Source organism: Pseudomonas sp. VE 267-6A (assembly GCF_024126555.1).
Taxonomy (GTDB): Bacteria; Pseudomonadota; Gammaproteobacteria; order Pseudomonadales; family Pseudomonadaceae; genus Aquipseudomonas; species Aquipseudomonas palmensis.
Map to the genome: position 1 here is coordinate 151,240 of NZ_JAMYBY010000012.1, position 14,381 is coordinate 165,620.

Below are 14,381 nucleotides of genomic sequence, written 5' to 3' on the forward strand. Positions count from 1 at the left end.
CCGAGCGTATCCGCGCCAGGGGTGGCCCGATCAGTCCACCTCGCTGGCCTGCGCCAGACCGCTGCGCACGCCGGGGCGCAGGGCCTTGGCCAGGCGTGCCACGGCACTGCCGATCTGGTGCGGGGTGAGCGCTGCGAAGCCCAGCAGCCAGCCGCCCTGTGCCGGCGGCGTGGCGTACAGGCGGCTGAGGCCGGGCAGGTGGATGCCCGCCCGCGCGGCCTGGCGGATCGTCTCGGCCTCGCTCCAGCCGTGCTCCAGGCGGCACAGCATCTGCAGGCCGCCCGGTGGCAGCTGCGCGCTGGCGATGCCGCCCAGGTGCTGGTGCAGTGCCTCGGCCATGGCCTCGCGGCGCACGGCATACAGCGTGCGCATGGCGCGAATGTGCGCGGCGAAATGGCCGTCTTCGATAAACCGCGCCAGGGTCAACTGGGCCAGCTGCGGGGTGTGCCCGTCGAGCATGCTGCGCGCGTGGCTCATGGGCGCGACCAGGGCCGGCGGCAGCACCATGAAACCCATGCGCAGGCCGGGGTACAGCGACTTGGCGAAGGTGCCCAGGTAGATCGTGCGCTGCGCGCTGTCCAGGCCCTGCACGCAGGCGGTGGGCAGGCCGTCGTAGTGGAACTGGCTGTCGTAGTCGTCCTCGATGATCCAGCCGTTGCGCTCGCCGGCCCAGGCAATCAGGTCCAGGCGCCGTTCCAGGGCCAGGGTGACGCCGGTGGGGTACTGGTGCGACGGGGTGACGTAGACGGTGTTGGCGCCGCTGCGGTCGGCACGCAGCAGGTCGGTGCGCAGGCCGTGCTCATCCACGGCCACGGGCACCACCTGCAGCTGGGCCATCTCGAAGGCCTTGCGCGCGCCAAAGTAACCCGGGTCTTCGAGCAGGATCGGCCCGCCGGGGTCGGCCAGCACCTGCGCGCACAGGTACAGCGCCTGGCGCGCGCTGCTCAGCACCAGCACCTGGTCGGCGTGCACCCTGGCGCCGCGTTCCAGGTTCAGGTAGCGGGCGATGGCCTGGCGCAGCGGCGCGGCACCCAGCGGGTCGCCATGCAGCAGCACCTGGGCGCGGTAGTCCTTCTGGGCCTGGCGTTGCAGGCGGTCCCAGGTGTCGAGGGGGAAGTTGCGCGTCTCGGGCAGGCCGGTGGCGAAGGCCTTGACCTGCTGCTGGTCGCTGACCCCGCCGCTGGCCAGGATCGCCGCGCCACGGGCGCTGAGGCCGACGGTGGCAGGCGCGTGCTGCGGCGCGCCGGTGCGCGGGGGGCGTGCACCCAGCAGACGCGGCCCCAGGTGCTCGGCCACATAGCTGCCCGAGCCTGGGCGGCGGCAGATGCAGCCCTCCAGCTGCAGTTGCACATAGGCCATCTCCACGGTGTCGCGAGACAGTCCCAGGGAACTGGCCAGGGTGCGGGTGGCGGGCAGGCGGCAACCCGGCGGCAGTTCGCCGGCAAGAATGAGTTCGCGCAGGGCGCGCTGTACCCGCACGCGCAGCTCCAGCGGGGCCAGCTCGGCGGCGGCCAGGCGGATCTTCAGGGTGTCGAGTTGAAAACTGTGGGCCATGACGTCTGTGCAGTGAAGAAGGGCAGGCCGGCATGCTGACCTGCCAGGGCCCGGCTGTCCATGCCTGCCCTTGAACGGGGGAAGGTTACAGCGCGATCTGGTAGAGGATCGTGCCGGGGTTGACGGCCACACGGTTGTACAGCTGCTGGGCGCGATGGTTGGTCTGGTGGGTGTGCCAGTACAGGCGTGTGCACTGCTGCTGGTCGGCGGCGGCCTTGACCCAGGCGATCAGGTGCTCGCCGGTACCCTGGCCGCGCATCTGCGGGGCGACGTAGAGGTCTTCGAGGTAGCAGTAGTGGGTGGTCGACCAGGTAGAGCGGTGGATGACCCAGGTGACCATGCCGACCAGCTCGCCGTCGTACTCGGCCACTGCGGCGAACACGGGCTCGTCGGGGTCCAGAAAGCGCTTGAAGGTGGTGGCGTTGACGGCTTCGCCCAGGTCGACCTGGTAGAAGTCCTGATAGGCCAACCAGAGCGGCAGCCAGGCCTCGAAGTCGGTGGGCTGGATGGGGCGGATGGCGAGTGATGCGGTACTGCTGGTCATCGCTGATGGTCCTCGTTGATGGCAAGGCTGCATGCCTCGCGACCTGCCCAAGCATAGGGGCAGGGCGCGGGCATCAACCGACCACTTGGAGGGCGGCGGGCAGTCCGCGTGCCTCAGGCCGCCAACACGCCGGCCAGCGCGACCAGCCGCTGTTCGACCGTGTCGCGGGGGCAGTGGCTCTGCAGGTAGCCGGCCTCGACGACAAAGTCGAAGTCCTGCTGCAGGGCATGGGCCAGGGCGTCGCGCCCGAGCAGTTCATCGACATCGATCTGCAGCAGGAAGCCATGCGGCGTGGAGGTGACATAGAGATGGGTGTGCACCTGCGGGCTGGGCCTGTGCAGCAGGTAGAAGTAGGGTTCGTCGGCACTGCCGGAAACCGGCACGTAGCCTTCGACCGACAGCGGTGCCAGTTGCGCCAGCCGCTGCGGGGTTTGCAGCCGTTGATGCAGGGCGAAGCTGAACAGCTCGGCATGGCTGCCACTCATGCGTTCCCTGGCCAGCAGGTACACCTGGTCGCGTTCGAAGCGCAGTTGGCGCAACGCGCAGTACCCGAGGGCCGAGGGGGTCTGGATCAGCACCTGGCGCCACGGCTCCCGCACCCGGGCCTGGTCGATGATGCGTTGCAACTGGGCCGGCAGCGGGCGGGTTTCGTCCAGTCGGTTCCAGAGGCAGAACAGCGTCACGCGCATGCCGTCTTCATTGGCCAGCAGGCGTTTCCAGGTGCCAGGGCCCGTGAGACCGTCGCCAAGGAACGAATGGTTGTAGCCGCGTTTGAGCAGGTAATCACCCTCGCTCAACAGCGCGCGCTCCCAGAGGAAGTCATCGATTGCGCGTAGCCCGTGGTCGTCGAACATCTGCTCGGCCAGCGCAAGGCTGCTGGCAAAGTGTTCCTGCCAGGTGGCGTGCGCGTGGCTTTGCAGCGCCCAGGCGGCGCTGCTGTGGTCGAGCAGAAAATCGATCTGGCCCTGGAAGTAGCCGTGCTGCTCGGCGTGTTCGAGCAGCGGCCGCCATTGGCTGTCGGCGACGATCAGTTTCGCCTTGGTGATTTCCTCGCGCACCTGGGTACCGCGAAAGCCGCCGACGGGCCTGTCGACGCTGGCAAAGTGCGCGAGGATGTCCAGCGCCTGCTCCAGCATTTCGCCGAGCCCGCTGACGCTGCGCTTTACATCGTCCGGCCCGTCGTAGCTGGCATTGACCGACAGGTTGACCACCAGTCGCATCCACTCGCCAAATGCCTGCGGTTGGCTGCTGCCATGGCGGCGCAGGAACATCGCATAGCCGCAGAACTGCACCAGGCGGGTGTAGTTCAGTGGCTGGTCGCTGATGGCGTGGTTGAAGAAGGCGACCTCGTCGAAGTAGTGCGCCGTGGGCAACTGGGTGGTGAAACTGTCGGGCCCTTCGCTCCAGGCTTCGAGCAGCAGCATCAGGGTTTCGGAAAACGCATCATCGAGCCAGCCGTTGTCCTCGTACACCTGGTAGCTCAGGCGCTGCTGGCGGTTGCGCAGCTTGAGCAGGTCGGCTTCGTAGCCCGGCGCCTCGGGCGCGCGGGTGGCCGCGGCGACCATCTGCAACAGGTTCATCACCGCCTGGTCGAACAGGCGCATGGTCGCGGGGGCCGTGGCGTCATTGCGGGCGTTGCTGAAGTTCCAGAAAAAATCCGCCCAGCGCGTGTCCATGCGCCAGGCGAAGAAGGTCGCGGTGCTGACCGGCTTGCCGTGCATCTGCCGGGTGTGACCGTCGAACTGGGTGTGCAGGTGCCGTTCATAGCGCGCCTTGAACGTCTCGAAGGCGGTCAGCGGCATGCCGCGGGCGTTCATCTTGATGTACAGGTCGTCGGCCAGGCCGAAGTCGTCCAGGTCGAGGATCTGGAAGCTGATCACCGGCTGCTGCACATCGATCAGGCGGGCAAAACGGGCGGTGGCGGCGTTGTGAAAGCGCTCGTGCATGGCCTGCAGCATGGTCAGGCATGACTGGATGGTGGGGTCCAGGCGCCAGTGGCGAAAGTACCAGGGCTGGTCGGTGAGGTGCTCGATCAGCGAATCGTCGGCACCCAGCGCGGGCGAGGGCGCATGCTGGCTGAGGGCGTCGAAGAACTCGCTGCTGCTGGGCCTGACGCTGTAGGCGAATCGGGCGCTGCCGTTGGCGTTGCAGAACAGCTGGGCGAAGGCTGCCAGCTCACCGTCGCGTTGCGCCAGGTACCAGTGCAGCAGAAACAGCGTGGTCAGGCGCTGCTGGCCGTCGAGCGGGACGAACTGGCGCTGGGGGTTCAGCGTGCCGTAGACGAAGTCCAGGTTCAGCGGCAGGCTCGGGTCGTCGGGCGGCAGTGCCAGGGCGCGGGCCAGGGCACCGAGGAACTCGCTGCGCACCTCTTCGGTATCGGCCCTGCCCTGGGCGTAGTCGCGCTGGATCAGCGGGATGCGGGTGCCGGCGTAGCGCTCGAACAGCTGGCCGAAGATGATCTGGCTGTTGGCGCTCATGCGTGCTGCTCCTGCGGGTCGGCGAAGAAGGCTATCAGGGTGTGCAAGAGCGCAAGCGCGTAGCCCTTGCGGTCCTGTTCGCCCCAGAACAGCAGGTGCTTGACGTCAGGGCTGTAGCATTTGAGGAACAGGTTGCGCGTGCACAGCGGCACGAACACGCCGCCCTGGTCCAGGGCCAGCAGGCGCTCGCGCTTGACCGCGAAGATCGCGTTCTTGTAGCTGCGGTTGGTCTTCTGGTCGAGCAGCGTGAGGTTGCCGATGCTGTCGTCGACCTCCTGGTTTTCGCCGAACGCCTCCAGCACTGCCTGGTGGAGCGCGTTGAAAGCCTCATCGTCTGCACCCTTGGGGTCGCCAATGAATGCCTCCAGGGCCTCGCGCAGAGGTCGGGTTTCGGTCTTGTCCGGCAGGTGCGGCAGGCAGCGCTGCAGCCATTGCTGTTTTTCCTCGGCGCCGTTGAAGCGGTGGGCGGTGACCGAGCGCACATGTTCGATGTCCCAGCGCTCCTTCTTGAAGCTGTCGAACTGGAAGCGCACGTTCGATTGCGGGTTCTGCAGCAGGCTGGCGAGGTTGAACAGCAGCAGGGTCGCGCGAATGGCCGATCTGTCCCGCTGTGAGTAGTCCAGGCCGGCGAGGAATGGCGAGAGCGCATCGGTAATGGCGTCGCGGGTAGCCGGCTGGGGCAGGGGCGAGCCGGTCAGTTGCATGAACACGCGTTGGCGCAGGCGCTGTTCGAACTGGCTCTTGGGCAGGCCTTGCGACAGGGCAAACAGCTCGGCCACGGCGACACCCTGTTGCACCAGAAAACCGATGATGTGGTAGAGCCGGCGGTCCTCGAACCATTCCTCCAGCAGCATGCAGGTGTTCTTGACCTGCTGCCATAGCGGTTGCGCCGAGGCGTCGGGGGCAGCCAGCCGGCGACTGTAGTGATGGAACACGGAGTAGCGCTGTTGGGCTGGCGCGCTTGCGCCTTCCAGCCGGGCTACCAGCTGGAACAGGAAGCCGATGCGGTTCTGCCCGGTGCTTGGCTGCTCGTTCAGGAAGTACCAGAGCGCGTCGTTCTGCAGGGCCTTTTCGAGTTGATCCCATTCGTGGGCGATGCGCAGTTGCTGGGGCGTTTCGCCCGAGGCGTCGTCGGCGTTGCGCTTGAGAAACAGCGCACGGATCAGCTCGTCGTCGGTCAGGGGGATCTTGCCGATGTTCAGGCGCGTGAAGGCGTCCACCGGGTTCTCGCTGGCGGCCAGCTCGTACCAGATGACCTTGGTGCGGTTGAGCAGGGTGGACTTGAAGTCGTCGACTTCGTTGTCGTGCTGATCGAACCAGTGCTCGATGCTGTGCATGGCCTGGTACAGGTGGAAGAAATCGACATTGCCGCGGGCCTGCTCGGCCGAGGGCTCGAGCAGAAAATCCGGCAGGTGCGGGCGGGTTTCGTAGCTGAGTTCGAACACCGGTGCGCGGTGTCTTTCGGTGAGCCGCTGGTTGAAGAAACGCAGAATCAGCAGCAGCGTGGTGAGGCGCTGCTGGCCGTCGACCACTTCATACTGGCCGTTGTCGCGGGCCTTGAGCACCAGCGGCTGCAGGCAGTAGAAGTCGTCGTTCTGCGGGTTCTTGCGGTAGGCGAACTCGAGGATGTCTTCCAGCAGTTGCTGCACCTGCTCGGGTTTCCAGCGGTAGCCGCGCTGGTAGGCGGGGATCCAGAAGCGATTGACCGGGCTTTGCCTGTCCTCCCTGATCAGCTGGTGGACGGGCTTGGGCCGAAAATCGGGTGAGGTCATTGCAATGGTCCTTATTGCCGAGGGTGCGCAACAGCCGAGCGATGGCAGAGTGCCTTGGTGGGGCGAGGTTGGCAACGGAGTGGGCAGAAAAACCGCGTGGGCAGGTTTTGCTGGCGCTGCGCACCAGATCGCGGGGCAAGGCCCGCTCCCACGGCCTGGCGGCCCGAAACAGATCATTGAGCCATGCATAATCCGCTTCTGCCCGCAGGGCGTGGGAGCGGGCTTGACCCGCGAATCGAGCGCGAAGCGGTCGCAGGGCCTACATGCACAATGCAGGCTTTTGCTGCGAGGCCACCGCGCCAATCGCCAGGGAAGTGCCCTTCACTCACCCCCCATCATCAGGTCCAGATTCTGCACCGCCGCCCCCGCCGCGCCCTTGCCCAGGTTGTCGAACACCGCCGCCAACAGCACCTGCTCGCCATTCTCGAACACCATCAGGCGCAGGTCGTCGGTGCCGTTCATCACCTGCGGGTCCAGGTACGTCAGCGCCTTGGCCTGCTGCAACGAAAGCACCTCGACGTGCTGCAATTGCGCATAGTGCTCGGCCAGGCACGCATGCAAGCGCTCCCCGGTAACACCCGGCGCCAACAGCCGCAGTTGCACCGGGATGGTCAGCACGATGCCCTGGCGGAACGCCCCATAGGCCGGCATGAACATCGGCCGCTGGCCCAGCCCGCTGTACTGCTGGATCTCCGGCACGTGCTTGTGCGCAAGCCCCAGCCCATACGCCTGGTATGCCGGCGCCCCGGCCGCATCCGGCCCCTCGTACAGCTCGACACCGGCACGCCCGGTGCCCGAGTAGCCCGACACGGCATGCAGGCTGGCAGGGTAGTCCTGCGGCAACAGGCCGGCATCGATCAACGGCTTGAGCAGGCCGATGGCCCCGGTCGGGTAGCACCCGGGGTTGCTCACCCGCTTGGCTGATGCAATGCGCTCGGCCTGCTGCGGGCTCATCTGGGCGAAACCATAGACCCACTCCGGGTGGGTACGGTGCGCGGAACTGGCGTCGATCACCCGCACCGCCGGGTTGCGGATGCTGGCCACCGCCTCGCGCGCGGCATCGTCGGGCAGGCACAGCATGGCGATGTCGCAGGCGTTGATCGCCTCGGCGCGGTGCTGCGGGCTCTTTCTGTGTTCGGCGGGCAGGGTCAGCAACTGCAGGTCGGTTCGGCCCTGCAGGCGCTGGTGGATCTGCAACCCGGTGGTGCCCTGGTCGCCATCGATGAATACAACGGGTGTGGCCATGAAGTGTGCTCGCACGTGAAAAAGGTCAGGGCTTATCTTCGATGCGCGGTTAAGATAGGAAAAGTTGAATTTGGCAAAGGTCAGGTTCAGTTTTACTGAAGAGGCAACACCCATGCGTGAAATCAGCCTGGACCGTTTGCGTACCCTGGTGGCGATTGCCGACCTGGGGTCGTTCGCCGAAGCCGCGCGGGTGCTCAACCTGGCGCCGCCCACGGTCAGCCTGCATGTCGCCGAGCTTGAAGCACGGGTGGGCGGCACCCTGCTTTCGCGCACCCGTGGCAACGTGCAGCCCACTGCCATCGGCGAAACCCTGGTGGAGCGCGCCCGCCGCCTGCTGGCCGACGCGCAGCAGGCACTGGACGACGTGCAGCGCCAGGTGCTGGGCCTGGCCGGGCGCGTGCGATTGGGGGCGTCCACCGGGGCGATTGCGCAACTGATGCCCCAGGCGCTGGAAACCCTGGGCCATGCACACCCCGGCATCGATGTGCAGGTGGCGGTGCTGACCTCGCGCGAAACGCTCAATAAGCTCGCCGAGGGCTCGCTGGACATCGGCCTGGTGGCCCTGCCGCAAAGCCCGGTGAAGGGGCTGAGCATCGAGCCCTGGCGGCGCGACCCGGTCATGGCGTACCTGCCGGCACGCTGGGACTGCCCGGCGCAGGTCACGCCCGAGTGGCTGGCGACCCAGCCGCTGATTCTCAACGACAGCAGCACCGGGCTGTCACGCCTGACCTCGGAGTGGTTCAACGCGGCCGGCCAGCAGCCGGCGCCGCGCATCCAGCTCAACTACAACGATGCGATCAAGAGCCTGGTGGCTGCCGGCTACGGCGCCACCCTGCTGCCCAACGAGGGCTCCACGCCGCTGGCCGATGCGCGCATCGTGATGCGCCCGTTGCAGCCGCTGCTGTGGCGCCAGCTGGGCATCGCGCACCGCAGCGGCGAGGTGGAGCGTGCCACCGGCCATGTGCTGCAGGTGCTGTGGGGCTTGAGCGCGGGGTAGGGCGGGGCCGCGCAGACCTGTAGAATCCCCGCCAGGACCGCAAGGTCACCCTGTTTCCGGAGCCAGACGCCGCATGCCTGTCATCACCCTGCTGCAAACACCCCCCGACGAACCGATCAAGGGCCAGATCCTGCAGATGGTGGTCGACTACCTGACCGACATCAGCAGTGTGGCCCTGCCGCCGAGCAACCCGCTGTACAGCCTCTACCAGTACGGCATCGGCTATGAGGTGCACCTGTACCTGGAGGCCCTGAGTGGCGCGCGCGGCATCCCGGTGGAGCTGCTGGTGGCCACCGACGAGCAGGACCCCTCGCGGCTGCTGGGGTTCGTGCTGTACCTGCCGGTGCAGGACGACCCCCAGGCCTGTGCGGTGGCGTACATGGCGGTACTGGCCGGGCATCGGCGCCAGGGCATCGCCCGGGCCCTGCTGGGGCAGGTGCGCGAGCGCTACCCGCACGTGGAGCTGGCCTGCGCCGTGGGCAAGGTTGCGTATTTCGAGGCGATGGGCTTTCAGGTGCTGGGGGCACGCGGGCCGCAGGTATTGATGAACACCCGCGATCACGCCACCGAGGGGCTGCTGGCGGTGCTCGACGTGGCGCCGATCTACCGCACCCTTGAGGTCCAGCAGATCCACGCCTACCTGCTCAAGCAGCACGGCAAGCGGGCCATGGTGGACGCCGAAAAGCAGCGCGACCGTCATCTGGATCAACTCACCCGCCAGGCCAGGGCATTCGTGCAGCAGCGCCTTGGCGACACGGGCGCGCAGGCCGCTGCCAGCCTGCGGCTGGTGTGAGGGTAGGGGCGTCAACCGGTGGATTTGTGCGCAGGGCAAGGAACGCCGGCCGGCACTGCGCATCCAAGCTCGATAGCGGCGCATAAGCAGGTATTGATAATGCGTCGCATCCCGTGGTGCTACGAAAGCAACACAAAATCACGCATCATGGGCGCAGTTTGTTCAAGGGAGAGTTACATGCACGACTTATCATCCAGGCTGCGTCTGGGCGCGTTGGCGCTGGGCATGCTTGTCACCACGCTGGCGGTGGCGAGCGACGAGACGCAACTGGTCGAGTCGATCAATGGCTATCGCAGCCAGTCGCAACGTTGTGCCGAGCAGGTGTCGCTGGAGCTGCCGCCGCTGGCCAGCGACCAGCGCCTGGTGCTCCCGGCCAACGGTGTCGGTGACTTGCAGCAGGCGCTGGTGAAGGCCTCGTACCCGATGGTCAGCGTGCAGGCCATCAGCCTGTCGGGGCCACGCGATGCAGCGGCAGCGATGAAGGCGATTCAGGAGAGCTTCTGCAAGGTGGTGCTCGACCCGCAGTTCGTCGATGTGGGCGTGAGCCGCGAAGGGCGTGACTGGCGCATCGTGCTGGCGCGCCCACTGCTCAGTGCCAAGCTGGCGGAGTCGCAGGTGGAGGGGCAGAAGCTGCTCGATGCGATCAACAGTGCGCGGGCCCAGCCGCGCCAGTGCGGCGCCCAGGCCTATGCGGCCAGCGCGCCGCTGGCCTGGAATACCACCCTGGCAGAGGCCTCACAGGGCCATACGCGGGCCATGGCCAACGGCAATTTCTTCGACCACCGCGACCGTGACGGGCGCATGCCGGGCGACCGCGCCGAGTTGCAGGGCTACAGCTATCAGCTGATCGGGGAAAACATTGCCGCCGGGCAGGACAACGTGCGCAAGGTGGTCGATGGCTGGCTGGCCAGTGCCGGGCATTGCGCCAACCTGATGAACCCGCAGTTCAAGGAGCTGGGCGCGGCTTATGCGGTGGACCCCAAGAGCGATGCGGGGATCTACTGGACGGCGATGTTCGGGACGAAGTGACAGCATCGCGGGTCAAGCCCGCTCCCACAAGGCACACCGCCATCCTTGTGGGAGCGGGCTTGACCCGCGAGAGGCCGGCGCCGACCTATACCAGTACCTTGGTCATGGGCACACACGCCAGGTCGATGTCCCGGGGTGAGTGATAGAGCGCTGTCGCTTCGCCCACATAACCACACTGTCGATAGAAGGCTGCTGCGTTCAGCGTGGCGTCCAGGTTCACCTGCGCCAGCCCCAGGTTGCGCGCCAGCGCTTCAAGAAACGCCAGCATCTGTTTGCCCAGGCCTTGCTGCATGTACCCCGGCAACACGAAGATCGCCCCGATTTCACGGGCATTCACATCCAGCATGCCGGTTGCCACCGGCTCACCTTCGATGCACCCCATGTAGAAGTGACTGGCCATGAGGCTGGCGTAGCCATCCTCGGCCGTGCCCGCCGTCCAGGCCAGCATCTGTTCTGCCGGGTAGGCCCCGATGCAGTGATGACGGACTGCCTCCCGACGTATGTCGTAGGCCACTTGGGCATCGGCGCTGGTAGCGGGTCTGATGGTGAGCATTTCACAGTCCATTGGTTCAGGAGGAGGTTGCGGTGGCACTGGCAGTATCGCTGCGGTGGCAGTTCAGGCACCAGACCACGCCACCGACCAGCAGCGCAATAGCAACCAGCTCCAGCGCACCGGGCAGCCGCTGTTCCCACAAAAAGCCGAACAGCAGCGCCGCCAGGGTTTCCACCACCAGCACCTGGCCGCTGAGCGCCAGCGGCAGCAGCCGGCTGGCCTGGTTCCAGAAGGCGCCGCCGACCACCGACGATAGCAGCGCCACGCCCGCGGCCACCAGCACGAAGTGAACCCAGGTTGCCGCGCCATGGGCCGCCACTTCAGGGCCCAGCACCGGAATCGCCAGCACCAGCGCCTGTGCGCCGGTCATCAGGCCCGTGAGCAAGGCCCAGTCGTGGGAGGACACGCCGCCGACCAGGGCCAGCCGACGGGCATTGGCCACCGCGTACCAGCTCCAGCTCACCAGCGCGCCCACGGCGCACAGCAGGCCGGCTATCACCTGGCCGCTGCTGGTGCGGGTGTCGGCGCCGCTGTGCAACGCATCGAGGCTGATCAGGGCCACGCCGGCCATCGCCAGCGTCAGCGAGGGGATCAGCCGCCGCACAGGCACCGCGTTGGCGTCATGGCGCCCCGCCAGGGTCACCAGCACCGGGATCAGACCGACGATCAACGAGGTGGTGGCGATGCCGACCAGTTGCACGCCGCTGCCCACCAGCGAGTAGTACACCAGGTTGCCCACCAGGCTCAGCCAGAACAGCGAGACCCAGTCGGCACGGGTGAGCTGCGCGCATACCCGGTGCAGGCGCGGCATCAGCAGCACCAGCGAAAACAGCCCGTAACACAGGAACCGCAGTACCGCGAACTGCACCCCGCTCAACCCTGGGGTGAGTTCGGGGCCCAGGAAGATCACGCCCCAGCACACCCCGGCCGCCACGCCGTAGCCAAGCCCCTTTACCAACGAACGATCAGCGAACATCGCACCACCCCTGCCGTGAAAGGTGCCCAGCATGCGGGTTTTGCCAGTGGTGGTATTGGCGCCGACTGCGGGGTTTTTTACCCAGGCTGTTGCTGGCGCCTGCGGTAGGCGGCGGGGGTGATGCCGCCCACCCGCTGCATGGCGCGGGTGAGGGCGGCCTGGTCGCTGAAGCCGCTGCGCAGGGCGATCTCGGCAATCGGCAGGTGGCTGTCGCCCAGCCAGCGCTGCGCCTGCTCGATCCTTACGCGGGTCAGCCAGCCCTGCGGGGTGCAGTCATGCAGCTCGCGAAAGCGCTGATGTAGCTGGCTGAGGCTCATGCCCGCGACATGGGCCATGCGCTCGTTGCTCCAGGCGGCGGCTGGTCGGGCGTGTACCTGGGCAATCAGGCGGTTGAGGCCGGGGCTCGGCTGCACCGGCAGGGCGGCCAGCGACGCCAGCAGCAAGGGCGCCAGGTGCGTTGCAGTGGCCGCCAGCTGGTCACGGCAGATGAGCTCGGCATATTCGATCAGGCGCCGGGTAGCGGGCGGGATGGTGACATAGGTGCGTTGGGCCAGCGCCGTGAACGGCTGGCCGTGCAGTGCATCGGGGGCACAGTCGAGCACCAGGAAGCGACTGCCGGGCTGCGCCAGCTGCGCGTGCTGCGAACCGGGTCGCACCAGCGCCGCCAGGGCATTGTCGATGCTGCCGCCACGGCCATCCACGTCGATTTCCATGCGCCCGCAGATGGGCAGCACCAGTTGCGTGAAGTCATGCTGGTGATGAGCGCTTTCAGCCTGATAGCTGCGAATATCGAGGTTCAAGACCAATGGTGCACTCCTGGCGTCAGACGTCGGCATGGCCGCCGTGCGCACAGGCTATCCTCGACCCTCTGAACATTCAATCGCACGTGCGCGCCCCAGCCGACAGCCGGCTGTTCGAGATGATCGCACAGTGCCACAATGCGGCTTACCAGCGCTTCACCATAGCGGGCATAGCCAATGGATCATCCCTTTTCGCACCCTGATGCCACTGTGGCGCAACTGGCCCGTACCGACCGTTTGCAGTTGCTGTTCCGTCAGTCGCTGACCGCGGTATACGGCAGCTTTCTTGGCGCAGTGATGCTGTGCTGGCTGTGCTGGGACTACATCGAGCACAACGTCGCGTTGAGCTGGATCGGCGTGCTGAGCGTGGCGACCCTGTCGCGCATCGTGCTGTTCACCGCTTACTACCGCAGCCCCGAGACCAGCCATACCCCATCGCGCTGGGAACGCAGATACTGGGTCACCCTGGTGTTCAGTGCCGGCGTGTGGGGCCTGGGGGCGCTGGCGGTGATGCCGCACGACAGCCTGCTGGCCCAGGCGATCGTGCTGTTGTTCGCCGTGGGCATGTCGGGCAGTGCGGTATCCTGCTATTACGCCTACCGCTCGATGACCCTGGCCGCCATCGGCCTGGTGCTGCTGCCCTGCACGCTGTGGCTGCTGTTTCAGCCTTCGCAGCTGCAGACCGGCATGGCCCTGGCGGTGCTGGTGTTTTCCTCGTTCATGCTGCGTGCCACCGGCAAGCTCTGCGCGGCGCTGGAGAAGGCGTTATGCCTGACCCACGAGATGGAACGCGCGCACCACATCGCCAGCAGCGCGGCGCAAACCGATGAGCTGACCGGCCTGAAGAACCGCCGGGCGTTCTTCGAACATGCCCAGCAGTTGTACTCCCACAGCCAGCGCGAGCAGCGCCCGCTGTGCGCACTGATGCTGGACATCGACCACTTCAAGCGCATCAACGACACCTACGGTCATCAGGTCGGCGACGAGGTGCTGCGCCAGATCGGCGGGGTGATCAAGGCCTCGTTCCGCGACACCGACGTGTACGGTCGGCTGGGCGGCGAGGAGTTCGCGGTGCTGCTGGCCGACACCCCGATGGACACGGCGCTGGGCATCGCCGAACAGTTGGCGCAAGCCATCGCCCAATTGCAGTTCGTGCACCACAGCGATGGTCGCCAGGGCATGACGGCCAGCTTCGGCGTGGCGGTGGCCAGTGCGGCGCACAGCGACCTGCACACCCTGCTCAACAGCGCCGACCAGGCGATGTACCGTGCCAAGGCCCAGGGGCGCAATCAGGTGGTGGCGGCCGACTGACCGCCTGTGCACTGCAACTGAACGTTCGGCCACGCCCGGCACTCACTAGAGCTGAGTGACCCAGAGGACAATGCCATGTCGGTTGACCGCAATATGCCTGAACTCAAAGCCTGGTATGCCGTGCTGGACGATCAGAGTTACCGGCTGGAATCGCCGGATGCCTACCACCAGGCCCTGGTCAGCCTGGCCCAGGCGCTGCTGGACGACGGTGCCATCGAATGGGACGACTGGCTGGCGCTCAAGGCCATGGCCGATGAGGCGAACACGCACGCCATCGAAGCGGCCGTGGAGGCCAAGGTCGACGACCCGGATACCTGATCGCCAGGGAGG

13 protein-coding genes are annotated in these 14,381 nt (G+C 66.7%); 5 read left to right on the top strand and 8 right to left on the bottom strand.

The window, feature by feature from the left end:
- Positions 1 to 30: 30 nt before the first annotated feature.
- From NJH59_RS15925 to argC, 5 genes are all read right to left on the bottom strand, one after another.
- Entirely contained in the window at positions 31 to 1,554 is a 1,524-nt protein-coding gene (locus tag NJH59_RS15925) for a PLP-dependent aminotransferase family protein (protein ID WP_116054420.1), read from the bottom strand.
- 85 nt (positions 1,555 to 1,639) lie between these two features.
- Positions 1,640 to 2,098, bottom strand: coding sequence for a GNAT family N-acetyltransferase (locus NJH59_RS15930; RefSeq protein ID WP_054915360.1), 459 nt, complete (start codon positions 2,096 to 2,098; stop codon positions 1,640 to 1,642).
- 113 nt (positions 2,099 to 2,211) lie between these two features.
- Positions 2,212 to 4,575, bottom strand: a complete 2,364-nt coding sequence (locus tag NJH59_RS15935) for a DUF262 domain-containing protein (RefSeq protein WP_116054418.1) — start codon at positions 4,573 to 4,575, stop codon at positions 2,212 to 2,214.
- The gene (locus tag NJH59_RS15940) at positions 4,572 to 6,347 is read right to left on the bottom strand and encodes a DUF262 domain-containing protein (protein WP_158554936.1); all 1,776 of its coding nucleotides are present in this window, start codon (positions 6,345 to 6,347) and stop codon (positions 4,572 to 4,574) included. Before NJH59_RS15940 ends, NJH59_RS15935 begins: the two co-directional genes overlap by 4 nt.
- Positions 6,348 to 6,668: 321 nt before the next feature.
- On the bottom strand, positions 6,669 to 7,592 hold the full coding sequence (argC, locus tag NJH59_RS15945; protein WP_100633949.1) for an N-acetyl-gamma-glutamyl-phosphate reductase: 924 nt from the start codon (positions 7,590 to 7,592) through the stop codon (positions 6,669 to 6,671).
- A 112-nt stretch (positions 7,593 to 7,704) separates the two neighbouring features.
- Here argC and NJH59_RS15950 point away from each other — a divergent pair, with 112 nt between their 5' ends.
- The 3 genes from NJH59_RS15950 (at position 7,705) to NJH59_RS15960 (ending at position 10,411) form a co-directional block, all read left to right on the top strand.
- Positions 7,705 to 8,589, top strand: a complete 885-nt coding sequence (locus NJH59_RS15950; RefSeq protein ID WP_043860492.1) for a LysR family transcriptional regulator — start codon at positions 7,705 to 7,707, stop codon at positions 8,587 to 8,589.
- 73 nt (positions 8,590 to 8,662) lie between these two features.
- The gene (locus NJH59_RS15955; RefSeq protein WP_043860493.1) at positions 8,663 to 9,382 is read left to right on the top strand and encodes a GNAT family N-acetyltransferase; all 720 of its coding nucleotides are present in this window, start codon (positions 8,663 to 8,665) and stop codon (positions 9,380 to 9,382) included.
- A 177-nt stretch (positions 9,383 to 9,559) separates the two neighbouring features.
- Positions 9,560 to 10,411: a CAP domain-containing protein gene (locus NJH59_RS15960; RefSeq protein WP_116054412.1), complete on the top strand. Its 852-nt coding sequence runs from the start codon at positions 9,560 to 9,562 to the stop codon at positions 10,409 to 10,411.
- An 85-nt stretch (positions 10,412 to 10,496) separates the two neighbouring features.
- Here NJH59_RS15960 and NJH59_RS15965 read toward each other — a convergent pair whose 3' ends face one another.
- The 3 genes from NJH59_RS15965 to NJH59_RS15975 form a co-directional block, all read right to left on the bottom strand.
- Positions 10,497 to 10,964 carry a GNAT family N-acetyltransferase gene (locus NJH59_RS15965; RefSeq protein WP_116054409.1) on the bottom strand — a complete coding sequence of 156 codons (468 nt, stop codon included), beginning with the start codon at positions 10,962 to 10,964 and terminating at the stop codon, positions 10,497 to 10,499.
- 16 nt (positions 10,965 to 10,980) lie between these two features.
- Entirely contained in the window at positions 10,981 to 11,940 is a 960-nt protein-coding gene (locus NJH59_RS15970; protein ID WP_078480222.1) for a DMT family transporter, read from the bottom strand.
- A gap of 77 nt (positions 11,941 to 12,017) precedes the next feature.
- Positions 12,018 to 12,746 carry a helix-turn-helix domain-containing protein gene (locus NJH59_RS15975; RefSeq protein WP_116054406.1) on the bottom strand — a complete coding sequence of 243 codons (729 nt, stop codon included), beginning with the start codon at positions 12,744 to 12,746 and terminating at the stop codon, positions 12,018 to 12,020.
- Positions 12,747 to 12,917: 171 nt separating this feature from the next.
- Here NJH59_RS15975 and NJH59_RS15980 point away from each other — a divergent pair, with 171 nt between their 5' ends.
- Positions 12,918 to 14,051 (top strand): GGDEF domain-containing protein, encoded by a 1,134-nt coding sequence (locus tag NJH59_RS15980; RefSeq protein WP_043860497.1) that lies wholly within the window; start codon positions 12,918 to 12,920, stop codon positions 14,049 to 14,051.
- 75 nt (positions 14,052 to 14,126) lie between these two features.
- Positions 14,127 to 14,369 (top strand): hypothetical protein, encoded by a 243-nt coding sequence (locus NJH59_RS15985; RefSeq protein ID WP_078480135.1) that lies wholly within the window; start codon positions 14,127 to 14,129, stop codon positions 14,367 to 14,369.
- The last annotated feature ends 12 nt before the right edge of the window (positions 14,370 to 14,381 follow it).